The following is a 15,883-nucleotide window of genomic DNA, read 5'->3' on the forward strand; positions in this document are numbered from 1 at the left end:
CGGTAGGAATCGTTGGCCGACTGTAGCAATAGCGAACACAAGCGTTTTTGCGCGGCCGCAAGGTTTAATCGTTGAGTGAGGGCATCAATTGCATTTCGTAATGCATGTCATCGCGGTCGTGCGGCGTTGCTGTCTCGCCCAGGAAACTGTTGCGGCCGAGGCCAGCCTGCCCTGTGGCCGCCAACGTCGTCCCCCGCACATCGCTGGCGTGCAGCACCAGCACGATGTCGTAGCGCAGGAGCGGCTGGCGGAACAGCATCAGCATCTGCCGCAGCGCCTCGCTGGCCGGAGCGCGCGGCAGGAAGCTGGCGTGCTGCTCTGCCGTGAGCGGGCCGAGGCGCACGCGCACGGCCAGGTCAGGGCGGCGGCAGCGCTCGCCGACGGTGGCGCGCTGGCCCAGCACGGCGTTTGCCATGCCCAGCGCCGTTTGTTCGCGCGGCACCAGCACGTCCATGGCGCCTGTCGCTTCGTCGATATGGCAGGGCACGCCGAAGCGGTCGGCGAGGAGGCGCATCATGACGATGGACGAGATGTTGCGCTGCTGAAGCAAGCCGGCGTACAGGCCGACCACCGCCTCATCCTGGAGCGGCGGGCATGCGGCCAGGGCCAGCAGGCGCGACAAGAATTCACTGCTGTGGTCGGCTAGCTCGATGCGGTATTTTTGCCAGGCCTGGTAAAACAGGGCCACGGCACGGCTGGAAATCAGGTCGAGAAACGCGCGCGGACTATTCTCGCGTTCGCTGTACTGATGCGCGGCAATGCGCTCCGAATAGTGGCTGGGCAAACTGCCCTGGCAACCCAGCAGGCCCATGAAGGTGGGCGTGATGTGGATATGGTGTAAATGACCCGACAGCAGCGCTTGCAGCAAGGCATCCGCATCGGCGATGCCGTTTGTCGTGAGCGCCTCGACCTGGCTGGCCGGAAAGCGCAGCGAGACGCTATTGTCGAAGCGTATGATCTTCGCCAGCGCCGTGTGCTCATCGATACCGTGTTCGGCCAGCCACGCCTGCAGCAGGTGCAGCGCCTGGCAGCACTCGAAGCGCTGCGGCGCGTCGAGCAATTGCTGGATCACGCTGGCGTGGCGTCGGCGCTGCGTTCCGGGCATCGTATCAGTTCCTCGCCGCTGCGCTGGGACAGCAGCGTCAGTTGGCTAAAGCAGTTGAGCTGGCTGTTCAGGGCGAAATAGCGCTGCAGCACCTGGGCAAAAATATACAGGCTGCAGCCGGCGAAGGCTTGCTCGTCGATGCCCACACGGATGGCGATGCCGGGCATCAGGGTGGGAAACGGCAAGGTTGGAATCCACGCGCGCGTGCTGCCGTGCTCAAGCGTGACGATGCCGCGGATCAGGCGTTGCGTGGTGGCTGAACGGGGCAGGTCGTACAGGCTCAGCATTTTCTGGAATTGGCCCAGGCCCGCTTGCGTCAGGCTCGAGTAATTGAGCGACAGGTGCGCAATCAGGCGCCAGTGCGTGTCCTCCAGGAAGCGCATGCTGGGCGTGGGCTTGCGCAGGAAGCGCGCGGGGATGCCGTCGGGCACGTCTTCGGCCAGCAGATCGCCGCCGGGCAAGCCATAATGCAGCTGCGTGGGCAAGTCGCGGTTGCTGCACAGCAGCTGCGTCGAGACGGTGGCACAGGCGGCGTTGTCCGGGGAAAACTGCGGGTCGATCAGGCTCAGGCGCATCTCATGACCGGGGCTGATGGCTGCCACGGCGTCGTCGCGGCGCGCCAGCCAGTATTGACCATGCTCTGTCTGAGAGCCTTGCAGCGAGGCATACAGCGGCAGGATGGTGCTCAGACGCTCGCCGGCCTCGTCCTTGCGCACCAAAGTGACGGTCTCGATGCTGTGGATGTCGTAGGCAAACGCATGTGTCGCATCGGCCACCAGGGCATAATCGGGCTCCGTATGCGTGAGGCGGATCGGCACGCCGGACTTGGCGAACAGGTTGACGACGGGCGTGCAGCCGGTCAGCAGGTTGTCGCGGCTGGCGCTGGACAAGAGCCGCGCTTCGTGGCTGTCGCTGCGCACGCCCTTCAAGGGCAAGTGCAGGGTGAACTGACGGCATTGTTTCGGCAGCAGGGCGGCCAGCCGGGACCACTCGATATCGATGAAATGGAATTTTTCCGGGAAGGCGAAATACTCGGTCAGCAGGCGCAGGGCCGGGTGCGAACGGGCGGAAAACGGGATCAGCGCGTCGTCATCCGCATAGCCGGCCGGCGCCAGCGGCATGCCGTCGACCGCATGCCACGGGCTGTGCTCGTCCAGTGCCACATACGCGCCTGCGCCGCGCAGGAACAGGGCGTCGAGCAGGGCTGCGCGCACGGACGGTTCGCCATCGGCAAACAGGCGCAGGTAGGAAAAGCCGGCCCGGTCCAGGTGGTAGTTGTCGCTGCTGCTGGTGAACTGAATGCTGAGCAAGGCGCTGGCGCCGGCGGGCAGGCGCAGGCCGGGCGGCGCGTCGATGAGCGGTGAGAAATGCAGGCGAGAAATAGCCAGCGGCGCCAGGGTCACGTCATACGCGCTGGTGAATTTGCAAGCCACGCCCTGCACCGGCTGTGAGCGCAGCACCGTGCCGCGCGCAACATGGACAAGCTGGGCCAGCTGGCCGCCGCCCGGCGCCTCGTCGGCGGCGATGCGCACGATGGAGCAGGAAGGAAAAGGCCGCAGGTAATGCGGGTACAACGTTTCAAGCAGGGAATTGGTGAATTGCGGATAGGCGTCGTCGAGGCGCTTGGCGACCCTGGCCGTGAGCAGGGCGACGGACTGGATCAGGCGCTCGACATGCGGGTCTTCGCAAGTGTCTCCGGCGATCAGCAGGCGCCCGGCCGCCTTCGGATAGCGGCTGGAAAACTCGCGCGTGTACTGGCGGAACAGGCCCAGCTCGCGCTCGTAATACGGCAATAGTTGTTCCACAGTCGCGCTCTCCGCCAGCAGGAAAGCTTCATGCTGGCATCAGGCGCGACGGTGGATGTTGATGCGTGACAATGATTCTTAGAAATGGTACTCGGCGCGTATCATCGGCGTCTTCGCCGTCTGGCCCACGTTGCCCGTGGTGGCGGGCGAATTGCCGAACTTGTTCTTCCAGTACTGGTATTCCAGGCCCACGCGGAAGGTGTTCTTGGCGCTGCCCAGGGCCGCGCCCACGTCGTACATCACTTGCATGTCGATATTGGTTTCCACGGCCGTATCGCGCCCCACTTCATCCTTGCCTTTCGAGTCGATGAGGTTGAAGAAACCTTCGAACGAGAACAGCGGCGACAAGGGGATGGCCCAGGCGCCCGCCAGCATGGCGTGCGTTTTAAACGTGTAGCGTCCCGTCACTTGCGAGATGGGTGGGAAGGCGCCGCTGGGAGCATTGCTTTCGCGCAGCAACAGCAGGCTGGTGTTGAAGAAGCCGGGCACGTCCCACATCAGGGTGGGGCCGGCCACCAGCATGCGCTTGCGCGAGTTGTAGCCGACGTCATTTTTGGTGTTGACGTCAAAGCCCAGGGTCACGCCGACGCCGCGCACGGGGCCGAACTTGATGTCGCTGCCGCGCACCTTGCCGATGTCGATGGTGTTGCGGTACACCAGGTATGCCTCTTGCGCGCCGGACGTTTTACCCAGCGCGCCGGGGTCCTTGCTGTCGGAGATCAGGAAGTCCAGGTTGACGAAATTGCTGCCGTATTTGTAGCCGCTGGCGTGCGTGATGGCGAAGATGTTTTTCTTGATGTCGTCCGGATTGAACGGCTCGCGGTAGTCATTGCCAGCGCGCCAGCTCAGCGCGGTATCGCTCCATTCGGCAGCCTGGGCGGTCGCGCCCACGCCGAGGGTGGTAGTGAGGCAGAGCAACAGACACGGTATGGTTTTTGGCACTTTCGGCTCCTGATGGTGTGAGAAAACGGGAACTGGGAATGACTGGGCGCAGGGGGAAGCACACTAGCGCGCATGCAGCGCTGCGATGGAGCACTGCGCGCCGTTCAATCCATGATGCGAGAAGCGCCGCGTTGGGCGATATGTCTTGTCTGCATACTGACTATCAGTTCTTGCATATAATCATCGCACCTTCTCGCCCTTGCGGGGCAAGGCGGCCGCTGTAAAGCTGATAATTTTTTTCAAAATTGTATACAGGTGTTGTTTTTTTGCGGAAATAGAAATGCGCGCCGCCACGCCGTCCCCCAAGCGCCGCGGATGCCGATACGATAGAGACAAGAGCTTGATTTTTTCCACCGGCGATGATGCCGGCGACCACGCAGCGAGGCACGAAAAAAACAATGACGGCACGCCTGGAATTACACGACATCAGCAAGCGCTATCCGGCCGTGGTGGCCAATGACGGCATCGACCTCACCGTCGCGCCGGGGCAGATTCACGCCGTGCTCGGCGAAAACGGCGCCGGTAAATCGACCTTGATGAAAATCATCTACGGCGCCGTGCAGCCCGACGGCGGCCGCATCCTGTGGAATGGCCGCGAGGTCGAGATCGCCAACCCGTCGGCCGCGCGCGCGCTCGGCATCGCCATGGTGTTCCAGCACTTTTCCCTGTTCGATACCTTGACGGTTACGGAAAACATCGCTCTCGGTTTGCCCGCCGGCACCAACATGGCGGAGCTGGCGCAGCGCATCGAAGACACAGCGCGCCAGTATGGCCTGGACCTGGAACCGCGGCGCCACGTGCACACCTTGTCCGTGGGCGAATGCCAGCGCGTGGAAATCGTGCGCGCCTTGCTGGCTAAGCCGCAACTGCTGATCCTCGATGAACCGACGTCCGTACTGACACCGGGCGCCGTGGAAAAGCTGTTCGCTACCCTGCGCCAGCTGGCGGCCGAAGGCTGCAGCATCCTGTACATCAGCCACAAGCTCGACGAGATTCGCGCCCTTTGCCATACCTGCACGGTGGTGCGCGCCGGCAAGAACGCGGGCGTGTGCGATCCCACCCAGGAATCGGCGGCCAGCCTGTCGCGCATGATGATAGGCGCCGAGCCGCCCGCCGTCACGCGCGTGGCGCGCACGCCCGGCGCCGCCATGCTGAGCGTGCGCAATCTGGATTTGCCGAAGAGCCATCCGTTCGCCACCCAATTGATCGATATCCGTTTCGACGTGCGCGCGGGCGAGATCGTCGGCATCGCGGGCGTGTCCGGCAATGGCCAGCAGGAATTGCTGGCCGCCCTGTCGGGCGAGGACATGCGCGCGGCGCCCGCCAGCATTGTGCTGAACGGCACGCCTGCCGGCCGCTTGCCGCCGGGCCGCCGGCGGGCCCTCGGTTTCGGCTTCGTGCCGGAGGAGCGGCTGGGACGCGGCGCCGTGCCCGACATGGGGCTGGCCGACAACGTCTTATTGAGCTTGCAGACGCCCGCTACCATCCGCCACGGCTTCGTGCGCCACAAGGTCATCGCGCAGCGGGCGGCTGCCATCATCGCGCGCTTCCAGGTGAAGGCGGGCGGGCCGCAGGCGCTGGCGCGTAGCCTGTCGGGCGGCAACTTGCAGAAATACATAGTCGGACGCGAAGTCATGCGCGAACCCACGGTGCTGGTGGTGGCGCAGCCGACGTGGGGCGTGGATGTGGGCGCGGCCGCGCAAATCCGCGCCGAACTGCTGGCGCTGCGCGACACGGGCTGTGCCTTGCTCGTCGTGTCGGAAGAGCTCGATGAATTGTTCGAGATCAGCGACCGCCTGCTGGTGATGGCGAAAGGAAAGATATCGCCGTCGCTGGACGTGGGAGAGGCCAGCGTCGATCTCGTGGGGCAATGGATGAGCGGGCTGTGGCCGCAGGAGGCTGCCCATGGCTAAGTTCGCCTTGCGCCTGGAGGCCAGGCCCACACCGTCGCGCCTGATGTCGTGGCTGTCGCCCGTGCTGGCCGTGCTGCTCACGGTACTGTGCGGCGCGCTGCTGTTTATCGCGCTGGGCCACGATCCGCTGGCGGGCCTGGCCGTGTTCTTCGTCGAACCCTTGCGCGACGCGCATGGCTGGTCCGAGCTGGGCATCAAAGTGGCGCCTTTGCTGCTGATCGCCGTCGGCCTGGCCATCTGCTTTCGCGCCAACATCTATAACATCGGCGCGGAAGGACAGCTGACCCTGGGCGCCATCTGCGGCGGTGCGGCGGCGCTGTACCTCGATGACGGCGTCGGCGGCGCGGCCATCATCGGCGTGTCCCTGCTGGCCGGCATGGCGGGCGGCATGGCGTGGGCGGGCCTGGTGGCCTGGCTGCGCGACCGCTACAACGCCAGCGAAATCCTCGTCTCGCTGATGCTGGTCTACATCGCGCAATTGCTGCTCAGCTATCTCGTGTATGGCGTGCTGCGCGATCCGGAAGGATTTAATTTTCCGCAATCGAAACTGCTGTCCGACGGCTTGCTGTTGCCGATGGTGATCAGCGATACACGCTTGCATGTCGGTATCGTCTTTGCCCTGCTGGCCTCGCTGGGCGGCTGGCTGTATTTATCCAGAAGCATTGCGGGTTTTCGCCTGCGCGTGGGCGGCATGGCGCCGGCCGCCGCCCGTTACGCGGGCTTTTCCTCGCGCAAGACCTTATGGTCGTCGATGCTGATCTGCGGCGCCCTGTCCGGCTTGGCGGGGGCCTGCGAAGTGCTGGGGCCGATGGGGCAGCTCACGCCCAGCGTGTCGCCCGGCTACGGCTTTGCCGCCATCATCGTCGCCTTTGTCGGGCGGCTGCATCCGGTCGGCGTGATTTTCTCCAGCTTCGTCATGGCCCTGTTCTATATCGGCGGCGAACTGGCGCAATCGCGCCTGGGTTTGCCCAGCGCCATCACGGGCGTGTTCCAGGGCATCTTGCTGTTCGCCTTGCTTGCCTGTGACGTGCTGATCCAATACAAACTGCGCTGGAGAAAACATGGATAACCTGGCCCTCACCATTGCGCCGCTGCTCGCCGCCAGCATCAACGCGGGCACGCCGCTGATGCTGGCCGCGCTGGGCTTGCTCGTCAATGAAAAGGCGGGCGTGGTGAACCTGGGCGCCGAAGGCATGATGCTGGTGTCGGCCATCACGGGCTTTGCCGTGGCCGTCAACACGGGCAGCCCCACCTTGGGCTTTCTGGCGGGAGCAGGGGCCAGCATGCTGCTGTCAGGTTTCTTTGCCTGGCTGACGGTATGGCTGGGCACGAACCAGTATGCGACGGGCCTGGCCTTGTCGCTGTTCGGCGCGGGCGCGTCCACGTATATCGGCCTGAAGTATGTGGGCAACAGCTTGCAGAATGGCCGCTTCGGCATCCCCTACCTGGAAGACATTCCCGTGCTGGGTCCGGCCCTGTTCCGCCAGCATCCGATGGTGTATCTGTCCTTGTTGCTGTGCCTGGCCATTGCCTGGTTTTTGTACCGCACGCGGGCAGGATTGGTGCTGCGCGCCGTGGGCGAGTCGCCGGCGTCCGCGCATGCGCTCGGCTACCCCGTGCGCCGCATCCGCCTGGCGGCCGTGCTGTTCGGCGGCGCCTGCTGCGGCCTGGCCGGCGCGTTTTTATCGCTTGTGTACACGCCGCTGTGGGTCGAGGGCATGGTGGCGGGGCGGGGCTGGATCGCGCTGGCGCTGACCACGTTTGCCACCTGGCGCCCGGCGCGCGTGGTGGGCGGCGCCTATCTGTTTGGCGGCATCACGATTCTGACCTTCCACGCGCAGGCGCTGGGTGTGCCGATCGCGTCGCAGCTGCTGTCGATGCTGCCGTATGTGGCGGCCATCGTCGTGCTCGTGCTCATTTCCAGCAATGCCAATTACATCAAGCTCAACATGCCCGCTTCGCTGGGGAAAAATTTCAATCCCGGAAATTAATCACTGACTACAAGGAAAACCATGTCCAAGAAACTATTGTGCGCCGCCGTTTGCAGTGTGGCGCTGATGTCCTCCATGCCCGCCATGGCCGCCGCGCCCGCGACCGCGCCGCTGAATGTCGGTTTTGTTTACATCAGCCCCATCGGCGACGCGGGCTGGACCACCCAGCACGACCTGGCGCGCAAGGAAATGGAAAAGGCGCTGGGCGGCAAGATCAGCACCCGCTTCGTGGAAAACGTGCCGGAGAGCGCCGATGCGGAGCGCGTGATCCGCGACCTGGCGCAAACGGGCAGCAAGCTGGTCATCACGACTTCGTTCGGCTACATGAATCCCACCTTGAAAGTGGCGAAACAATTTCCTAATGTGAAGTTCATTCATTTGACCGGATACAAGACGGCCGTCAACGTGGCCAATACGAATGCCCGTTTCTATGAAGGCCGCTACCTGGCCGGCGTGCTGGCAGGCAAGATGAGCAAGACGCACGTGGCCGGCTACGTGGCGGCATTCCCCATCCCGGAAGTGTTGCAGGGGGTGAACGCCTTCACGCGCGGCATGCGCAGCGTCGACCCGAAGGCGGAAGTCAAGGTGGTGTGGGTGAATAGCTGGTTCGACCCGGGCAAGGAGCGCGACGCGGCCATCACCCTGATCGGCCAGGGCGCCGACGTGGTCACCCACCATACGGACTCGACCGCCGTGGTGCAGGCGGCGGAAGAGAAGGGCAAGTATGCGATCGCCTACCACTCGGACATGAAAAAGTACGGGCCGAAGGCGCAGCTGGCCGCCGTCACCCACCACTGGGGCGAGTACTACACGAAGCAGGCGCAAGCCGTGCTGGACGGCACGTGGAAGTCCAGCAGCACCTGGGGCGGCATCAAGGATGGCATGGTCAAGCTGGAAGGCATCAACCCTGCCGTGCCGGCCGACGTGAAACAGTTTGTATTGGCGCGCGAGAAAGACTTGGTAGCTGGCAAGCTCAGCCCTTTCAGCGCGCCGATCAAGGATAACGATGGCAAGGTGCGCCTGGACAAAGGCGTGCTCGACGATGCGGCGCTGACGAAGATGGATTATTTTGTCGAAGGCGTGGCAGGGAAAGTTTCTGGAAAGTAATAGGGTTGCGTATAAACTTGCTGTAATATTGCCGGAAACGGGAGCCAGGCCGGGGAACCATGCGCGTTCCCGGCCCACCCACACAGCAGAGCCCAATAGGCCCGTACCGGAGATAGACCCATGGACAGACTGGAAGTATTCAAGATTATCGCGCTGCAAGCGAGCAAGGGCGAGCTGACGTTCCCCGCCAACGTCAAGGCCACCTTGAAGCTGCAGGAAGCGCTGGACGACCCCGATTGCCATATCGAAGCGGCCGCCCGCATGGTCATGGCCGAGCCGCTGCTGTCGGCGCGGGTCGTGGCCTTGGCCAACTCGGCCGCCTACAACCGCTCCGGCAATGAAATCGCGAATGTGCGCGCGGCCGTTTCGCGCCTTGGCTTTGCCACCTTGAAGTCGATGGTGGCGTCCGTCATCGTGCGCCAGCTGGGCAGCCAGATCACGGACCCGCAATTGCGCGCCAAGGCGGCCAGGCTGTGGGAACACACGGCCCACGTGGCCGCGCTGAGCCAGGTGATCGCCCGCAAAGTCACGCACGTGGACGTGGAAACGGCCATGTTCGCCGCTATCGTGCATGAAGTGGGCGGCTTTTATCTGCTGTCGCGCGCCGAGGAATATCCGGGTTTGCTCGATGACAATACCGAAGACTGGATCGAATACGGCGAAAAACTGATCGGCCGCGGCGTGCTGCGCCAGCTGCAAGTGCCGGACATGGTCTTGCAGGCCGTGGAAGGCATGTGGCACGGCGGCAGCACGTTCCCCCCCCGCACCCTGGGCGCGACCCTGGTGCTGGCCAACGATCTGTCGCCCGTCGGCTCGCCCCTGCACCCGCCGGAAAGCGCCGCGCGGCGCCAGGCGGCGGCGAAGATCGACTTCGGCATCGGCGGCAGCACCCTGCACACGATACTCGAGGAATCGGCGGAAGAGATCGAATCGCTGGCGGCCGCCTTGCTCGTGTAATTTACTCGGCCATGACATCCCCGCCTTGCCGCGGGGATTTTTTTCGTCCGCATTTTGCCGCGCCTTCCCCATGGCATACAATCGCCGGCCCGGCTATCCGCCGGACTGAATGTTTCCTCTTATCCAAAGGATCTTATGCAGAAGCTGTTTTCTTCCCTGGCCTTGACTGCGCTGGCGTTTTCCGCCCAGGCCGCTACCGGTTTGCCCGTGGTGCAGGAAGCGCCCTTGCGCGCCCACCTGGCCTTCCTGTCCAACGATTTGCTCGAAGGCCGGGGCACTGGCCAGCGCGGCGCCGACCTGACGGTGGCCTACCTGGAAACCCAGGCGCAGATGGCCGGCCTGCAACCTGTACGCGGCACCAGCTACCGCCAGAGCGTGCAGATCGCCGGCGTGAAATCCTTGCCGCAAGATAGCAGCCTGCAGGCGTTGGCGGGCGGCAAGGCCGTGCCGCTGGCGTTCGGCCCCGACTGGGTCTGGGCCACGGGCGATTCCGTTGCCGCGCACACGTTCGACGCGCCGCTGGTGTTCGTCGGCTACGGCATCACGGCGCCGGAAGAGGGCTGGAACGATTTCAAGGGCGCCGATGTCAAAAACAAGATCGTCGTCATGATGGTCAACGACCCGCAGCCCACTACCGCCGAGCCGAACCGCTTTGCCGGCAAGGCGCTGACCTATTACGGCCGCTGGACGTATAAATTCGAGGAAGCCAGGCGCCAGGGCGCGGCGGGCGTATTGCTGATCCACACGAAACCGTCCGCCTCGTACGACTGGAGCGTCGTGCAGAACAGCTGGAGCGGCAGCGAACGTTTTCAATTGGCCGACCGCACGGCCGGCACGCCGCTGCAGGGCTGGATCGCGGAAGACGCGGCGCGCCGGCTGTTTGCGGCGGGCGGGCAAGACCTGGACGTCTTGCGCGCGCAGGCGGAAAACAAGAATTTCAAGGCCGTCGCGCTCGACGCCAAGTTGTCGGGCGAAATGAAGTCCATCGTGCGCAAGGTGGATCAATTCAATATCGCCGGCATGGTGCCGGGCTCCGACCCGGCATTGAAAGAGGAAGCCGTCATCTACAGCGGCCACTGGGATCACCTGGGCAAGCAAGGCGACAGCGGAGATACGATCTACAACGGCGCCGTCGACAACGCGTCCGGCACGGCAGGTTTATTGGCCATGGCGCAGGAAGCCGTGAAAAAGCCGGCAAAACGCACGCAGATCTTCCTGTGGGTGGCGGCCGAGGAACAGGGGCTATTGGGCAGCGCCGCTTACGCGGCTGATCCGCTGTGGCCGCTGGACAAGACGGCCGCGGCGCTGAACCTGGACAGCCTGAACTTCGTGGGCGCCACGCACGACATCGGCGCGCAGGGCAGCGAGCGCACGGAGCTGGGCGCGATGGCGGCGGCAACGGCCAAGGCCATGGGCATGCACATTGCGGCCGCGCGTCCCGACCTGGCCGGCGGCTACTTCCGCAGCGACCATTTCAGCTTTGCCAAGGCGGGCGTACCCGCGTTTTCCATCAATGGCGGACGCGAGTACATCAAGGACGTGGAAAAATCGAAAGCCAAGGCGGCCGCCTACGGCCCCCGCTACCATCAGGTCACCGATGAGTACGACGCCAGTTGGGATTTGTCGGGCATGACGCAGCAGGCGCAATTTACGCTGAACCTGGGGCAAGCCGTGGCGAACGCGGCGAAGATGCCGGCCTGGAAGGCGGGCGATGCGTTTGGCAAGGCGCGCGCGCAGGCCGCGAAATAAGACGTGGTCCGTGCCAACATTGTTGCTGCCTCAGTGCCGGATCAAGCCGTCCGTTCCAGCCTGCGCTGCGTATGCCGGTACTTGCTCCACACGATCAGCAGCAACAGCGGCATGGCGCCGCCGACCATGCACAGGGCGGGCCAGCCGCCAGCGGCAAAGCTGGCGCTGGCCAGGGCCGAGCCGGCCGATGCGCCGATGAAGCCGCCCGCGATGAACACGGTGGTCACGCGCGCCCGCGCATGCGGCGCCAGTTTATAGATGATGGACTGGTGCGTCACCTGCAAGCCCATCACGCCCATGTCCAGCAGGACGATACCGATCAACAGCAGCACCAGCGAATGGGCGCCGAAGCCGATCAGCGCCCAGCCCGCGATCGAGGCGACGGCCAGCAGCCACGTGGCCTGGCGCGCATAGCCGCGGTCGGCCATGCGGCCCGCCGTATTCGCGGCAAAGGCGCCGGTGGCACCCGCCAGGCCGAACAGGCCGATCTGCATTTCCGAATAGTGATACGGCGCGCCGCTGAGCAAGAAGGTCAGTCCCGTCCAGAACACGCTGAAAGTACCGAGGCCCAGGCCCGAGAACAGGGCGCGCTGGCGCAGCAGCGGTTCCTGGCGGATGATGTCGGCCAGCGAAGCCAGCAGCTTGCCGTATTGCAGCGTGCCGCGCGGCGCCTCGTTCGGCAGGATGCGGCGCAGCATGACGAGCAGGGCGGCCACGACGATGGCCGCCAGCACATAGACGGTGCGCCAGCCGCCGCTGATCTGCGACACGGTGCCGGAGACGGTACGCGCCAGCAAGATGCCCAATAATAAACCTGTCATGACGGTGCCCACCATGCGGCCCCGGCTGTGATCGGGCGCATACGAGGCCACCATGGCCGTGACCACCATCAAAGCGCTGGATGTGATGCCCATCAAGACGCTGGCGATGGCAAAGACGATGATGTTCTGGCTGGTGGCGGCCAGCAGCAGGGCGGCGATCTTGGCGATCAGCATCCACGTCAGCAACTGACGGCGGTTCAGCACGTCGCTCAGGGGCACCAGGAACACGATGCCCAGCACGTAGCCGATCTGCGTGGCCGTGACCAGGTAGCCCGCCTGCGGCACGCTCACGCCAAACGAGGCGGCCAGCATGGAGGTGAGCGGCTGCACGTAATACAGGCTGGCGACGAGCACGCCGGCGGACAGGGCGAACAACAGGATGCGGGTCGACGTCAGCAGGGCGCTGGCGTCGACATTCGATGGTGCGGATTTCATGCGATACAACTTTCTTGGAATGACGCTTTTGGATCAGCATGATAGCGGGGTGGCGCATTTCTTGCCGGGCACGGCAAAAAAATCCCGGCGATCGTTGCCGACGGCCGGGAAAAGGGTATAGGGGGATATACCGGGGGAGAGTGTTAAAACTTACTGCGCGCGCGCCAGCTCCGCATGCACCTGCGCCGTGATTTCATACGAGCGCAGCCGGTGCTGGTGCTCGAAGATCTGCGAGGTGATCATCAGTTCGTCGGCGCCCGTCTCGGCGATGAAGGCGGCCATCTTCGCCTTCACCGTGTCCGGCGCGCCGATGGCCGTGCAGGACAGGACGGAGTCGAGCATGGCGCGTTCCTGCGGCCCCAGTTGCTCCAGGTAGCCGGGCACGGGCGGCTGCAGACGCGACGGGCGGCCCGTGCGCAGGTTGACGAAGGCTTGCTGCATCGACGTGGCGCGCAGGTGCGCCTCGGCATCCGTGTCGGCGGCGAAGACGTTAAAGCCCAGCATCACGTACGGTTTCGCCAGCTGCTTCGACGGCTTGAAGTGTTCGCGGTAGTAGGCCACGGCTTGCAGCATCATTTGCGGCGCGAAGTGCGAGGCAAACGCATACGGCAAGCCCAGGTGGGCCGCCAGCTGGGCGCCGAACAGGCTGGACCCGAGTATCCACACGGGCACTTTCGCGCCCTTGCCGGGCACGGCCAGCACGCGCTGGCGCGGCTCGTCGGACATATAGTCGATCAGTTCCAGCACGTCCTGCGGAAACTGTTCCGCGTCGGACTGCAGGTCGCGGCGCAGCGCGCGCGCCGTCGTCTGGTCGGAGCCGGGCGCGCGGCCCAGGCCCAGGTCGATGCGGCCCGGGTGCAGCGCTTCCAGGGTGCCGAACTGTTCCGCGATGACGAGCGGCGAGTGGTTCGGCAGCATGACGCCGCCCGCGCCCACGCGGATGGTTGTCGTGCCGGCCGCCACATGGGCGATCACGACGGCCGTGGCGGCGCTGGCGATGCCGGGCATGCCGTGGTGTTCGGCCAGCCAGTAGCGGTTGTAGCCCCAGCGTTCGCCGTGCTGCGCCAGGTCCAGCGTGTTCTTGAACGACTGGCTGGCATTGCTGCCTTCGGCGATGGGCGCGAGGTCGAGTATGGAAAATGGAATCATGGTAGCGATATCGGGACGTGGTGGAAAATCACAATGGACGATTTGTCTATCCCCTGACGACAATAGGGTCGGCCTTGAAAGCGGCAGGGATGACAGGCTGTGCACATGATAATGCGAATCGGGAATTTGCGTACTGATCGGTAAAAAACTCGTCTCAATGGAAAATCGATGTTGAGCGAACCTGGGAAATATTTGCAGACTGTGGAACTTTTGTTGCCAGTGCAAGTCTTAAGAATTCACGTCTTAAGATTGTGAAACATCATGTATTGCAAGCAACTTGCCAAGCCCGACGGGCGCCAGCTGACCCTGTACAGCCGGCGTCCCATCGTCGTCGCTGGCGTTGCGCCGAGTCCTTTCCCCGAGCCGCAGGAGGCCAATCCGCATTTGCGCTGGCATTCCTTGCGCGGCGAATGGGTGGCGTATGCGGCTTACCGCCAGGGCCGTCCCTTCCTGCCGCCGGCGCGCTACAACCCGCTGGCGCCCACGCGCGATCCCGCGCAACCGACGGAATTGCCTGCTGGCGACTACGAGATCGCCGTCTTCGACAACCGCTTTCCCACCCTGGCGCCGCACGCCCATGACCCGCCCGACTTGACGGTCGCCACGGCGCCCGCCCGCGGCCATTGCGAAGTGGTGGTGTTCGCGCAGGATGCGGGCGCCTCGATGGGCACGCTGGCGCTTGGTCACATCGCCTTACTGCTGCAGGTGTGGGGGGAGCGCACGGCACAGCTGGCCAGCCGGCCCGGCATCGCGTACGTGCTGCCGTTCGAGAACCGCGGCGCGGAAATGGGCGTGACCCTGCACCAGCCGCATGGCCAGATCTATGCCTACCCCTTTGTTCCGCCCGTGCCGGCGCGCATGCTGGAGCAGGAACACGCATATTTCGCCAGCCATGGCCAGGCCTTGCTGGTGGACATGGCGCGGCGCGAAGCCGATGGCGGCGCGCGCCTGCTGTACCTGGGGCCGGAGGCGATCGCCTTCGTGCCCGCCTGCGCCCGCTATCCGTATGAAGCGTGGGTGATGCCGCTGCGGCAGACGGACAGCTTTGCGGCCTTGTCGGCGCAGCAGCGCGACGACCTGGCGCGCGCCCTCAAGACCGTGCTGCTGAAATACGACGGCTTGTGGCAGCGTGCCATGCCTTACCTGATGGCCTGGTACCAGGCGCCGCCAGACGGACGCGCGCATCCGGAAACGCAGTTGCACGCGCAGTTTTATCCGCCGTACCGCACGCGCGAACGGCTCAAATATTTGGCCGGCACTGAGCTGGCCGCCGGCATGTACGCCATGGATGCCCTGCCCGAGGAATCGGCGCGGCAACTGCAGCAAGTGCGCGTGGCATGGGAAATGGCAGAGGAAATCGCATGAACTGGAATGTCGAACTGGAAATTGCGCACAAACTGGCGCAGATGCGTGGCTGGCTGGAACAGGAAAGGGCCGGCGCCTTGCGCCTGCGCGGCGTGGACTGGTTCGCCTGGGCCACGGCGGGCGCCTCGGGCAGCACCTGCCAGACGGCCGAGTGCGGCTGTGCCGAGGTGCTCGTCACGCGCGATGCGGCCTACATCCTGACCGATGCGGCCGAGGCGCAGCGCCTGCGCCAGGAAGAGGTGCGCGGCTGCTGGACCTGGCAAGTGACGCCGTGGATGCAGCCCCGGCTGGCCGAATTGCGCGAGCATTTCGTGCAGCATGCGGCAGGCGGGGGCAGCGTGCTGTGCGACCGGCCCGGCCTGCACGAGCGCTGCCTGCCCGTCGCCCTGCGCGAGGAGCGCCTGCCCCTGCTGGCGCCGGAACAGGTGCGCTACCGCGATGTCGGCCGCCTGGCCTCGGCCGCCGCCAGCGAAGCGCTGCGCGCCGCGCGTCCCGATTGGAGCGAGCAGGAGCTAGCCGGCGCCTGCGCCCGCGCCCTGTGGTC

Annotated in this window: 13 protein-coding genes and 1 pseudogene; 8 read left to right on the top strand and 6 right to left on the bottom strand. The window is 64.7% G+C overall.

Annotation, left to right across the window (positions count from 1 at the left end):
- Positions 1 to 64: 64 nt before the first annotated feature.
- The 4 genes from tssG to CBW66_RS28640 all read right to left on the bottom strand — a co-directional run bounded on the left by tssG (position 65) and on the right by CBW66_RS28640 (position 4,228).
- Complete coding sequence (gene tssG, locus CBW66_RS19170; protein WP_086137619.1) at positions 65 to 1,105, bottom strand: type VI secretion system baseplate subunit TssG; 1,041 nt, start codon at positions 1,103 to 1,105, stop codon at positions 65 to 67.
- Entirely contained in the window at positions 1,069 to 2,910 is a 1,842-nt protein-coding gene (gene tssF / locus CBW66_RS19175; protein ID WP_086137620.1) for a type VI secretion system baseplate subunit TssF, read from the bottom strand. Before tssF ends, tssG begins: the two co-directional genes overlap by 37 nt.
- A 78-nt stretch (positions 2,911 to 2,988) precedes the next feature.
- On the bottom strand, positions 2,989 to 3,801 hold the full coding sequence (locus CBW66_RS19180; protein ID WP_086137652.1) for an outer envelope protein: 813 nt from the start codon (positions 3,799 to 3,801) through the stop codon (positions 2,989 to 2,991).
- A 214-nt stretch (positions 3,802 to 4,015) separates the two neighbouring features.
- Positions 4,016 to 4,228 (bottom strand): hypothetical protein, encoded by a 213-nt coding sequence (locus CBW66_RS28640; RefSeq protein ID WP_139841609.1) that lies wholly within the window; start codon positions 4,226 to 4,228, stop codon positions 4,016 to 4,018.
- Positions 4,229 to 4,250: 22 nt separating this feature from the next.
- On the opposite strand from CBW66_RS28640, the gene CBW66_RS19185 reads away from it, so the two are divergent.
- The 6 genes from CBW66_RS19185 (at position 4,251) to CBW66_RS19210 (ending at position 11,569) form a co-directional block, all read left to right on the top strand.
- Complete coding sequence (locus tag CBW66_RS19185) at positions 4,251 to 5,765, top strand: ABC transporter ATP-binding protein (RefSeq protein WP_086137621.1); 1,515 nt, start codon at positions 4,251 to 4,253, stop codon at positions 5,763 to 5,765.
- Positions 5,758 to 6,834, top strand: coding sequence for an ABC transporter permease (locus tag CBW66_RS19190; RefSeq protein ID WP_086137622.1), 1,077 nt, complete (start codon positions 5,758 to 5,760; stop codon positions 6,832 to 6,834). The genes CBW66_RS19185 and CBW66_RS19190 overlap by 8 nt, the downstream gene beginning before the upstream one ends.
- Positions 6,827 to 7,756, top strand: a complete 930-nt coding sequence (locus CBW66_RS19195; RefSeq protein WP_086137623.1) for an ABC transporter permease — start codon at positions 6,827 to 6,829, stop codon at positions 7,754 to 7,756. The genes CBW66_RS19190 and CBW66_RS19195 overlap by 8 nt, the downstream gene beginning before the upstream one ends.
- 21 nt (positions 7,757 to 7,777) lie before the next feature.
- Positions 7,778 to 8,863: a BMP family ABC transporter substrate-binding protein gene (locus tag CBW66_RS19200; RefSeq protein ID WP_086137624.1), complete on the top strand. Its 1,086-nt coding sequence runs from the start codon at positions 7,778 to 7,780 to the stop codon at positions 8,861 to 8,863.
- A gap of 120 nt (positions 8,864 to 8,983) precedes the next feature.
- Entirely contained in the window at positions 8,984 to 9,820 is an 837-nt protein-coding gene (locus CBW66_RS19205; protein WP_070218149.1) for an HDOD domain-containing protein, read from the top strand.
- A gap of 135 nt (positions 9,821 to 9,955) precedes the next feature.
- Entirely contained in the window at positions 9,956 to 11,569 is a 1,614-nt protein-coding gene (locus tag CBW66_RS19210; RefSeq protein ID WP_086137625.1) for a M28 family peptidase, read from the top strand.
- Positions 11,570 to 11,610: 41 nt separating this feature from the next.
- On the opposite strand, the gene CBW66_RS19215 is transcribed toward CBW66_RS19210, so the two are convergent.
- Together CBW66_RS19215 and CBW66_RS19220 are read right to left on the bottom strand one after the other, a co-directional pair.
- On the bottom strand, positions 11,611 to 12,825 hold the full coding sequence (locus CBW66_RS19215) for an MFS transporter (protein WP_086137626.1): 1,215 nt from the start codon (positions 12,823 to 12,825) through the stop codon (positions 11,611 to 11,613).
- 150 nt (positions 12,826 to 12,975) lie between these two features.
- Entirely contained in the window at positions 12,976 to 13,974 is a 999-nt protein-coding gene (locus CBW66_RS19220; protein WP_086137627.1) for an LLM class flavin-dependent oxidoreductase, read from the bottom strand.
- A 261-nt stretch (positions 13,975 to 14,235) separates the two neighbouring features.
- Here CBW66_RS19220 and galT point away from each other — a divergent pair, with 261 nt between their 5' ends.
- Both galT and CBW66_RS19230 read left to right on the top strand, forming a co-directional pair.
- Entirely contained in the window at positions 14,236 to 15,339 is a 1,104-nt protein-coding gene (gene galT, locus CBW66_RS19225; protein WP_086137628.1) for a galactose-1-phosphate uridylyltransferase, read from the top strand.
- Positions 15,336 to 15,883 (top strand): annotated as a pseudogene (locus tag CBW66_RS19230) (peptidase M24); the annotation flags it as partial. The gene galT and the pseudogene CBW66_RS19230, both read left to right, overlap by 4 nt.

It is taken from the genome of Janthinobacterium sp. GW456P (assembly GCF_002127655.1).
Classification (GTDB): domain Bacteria; phylum Pseudomonadota; class Gammaproteobacteria; order Burkholderiales; family Burkholderiaceae_D; genus Janthinobacterium.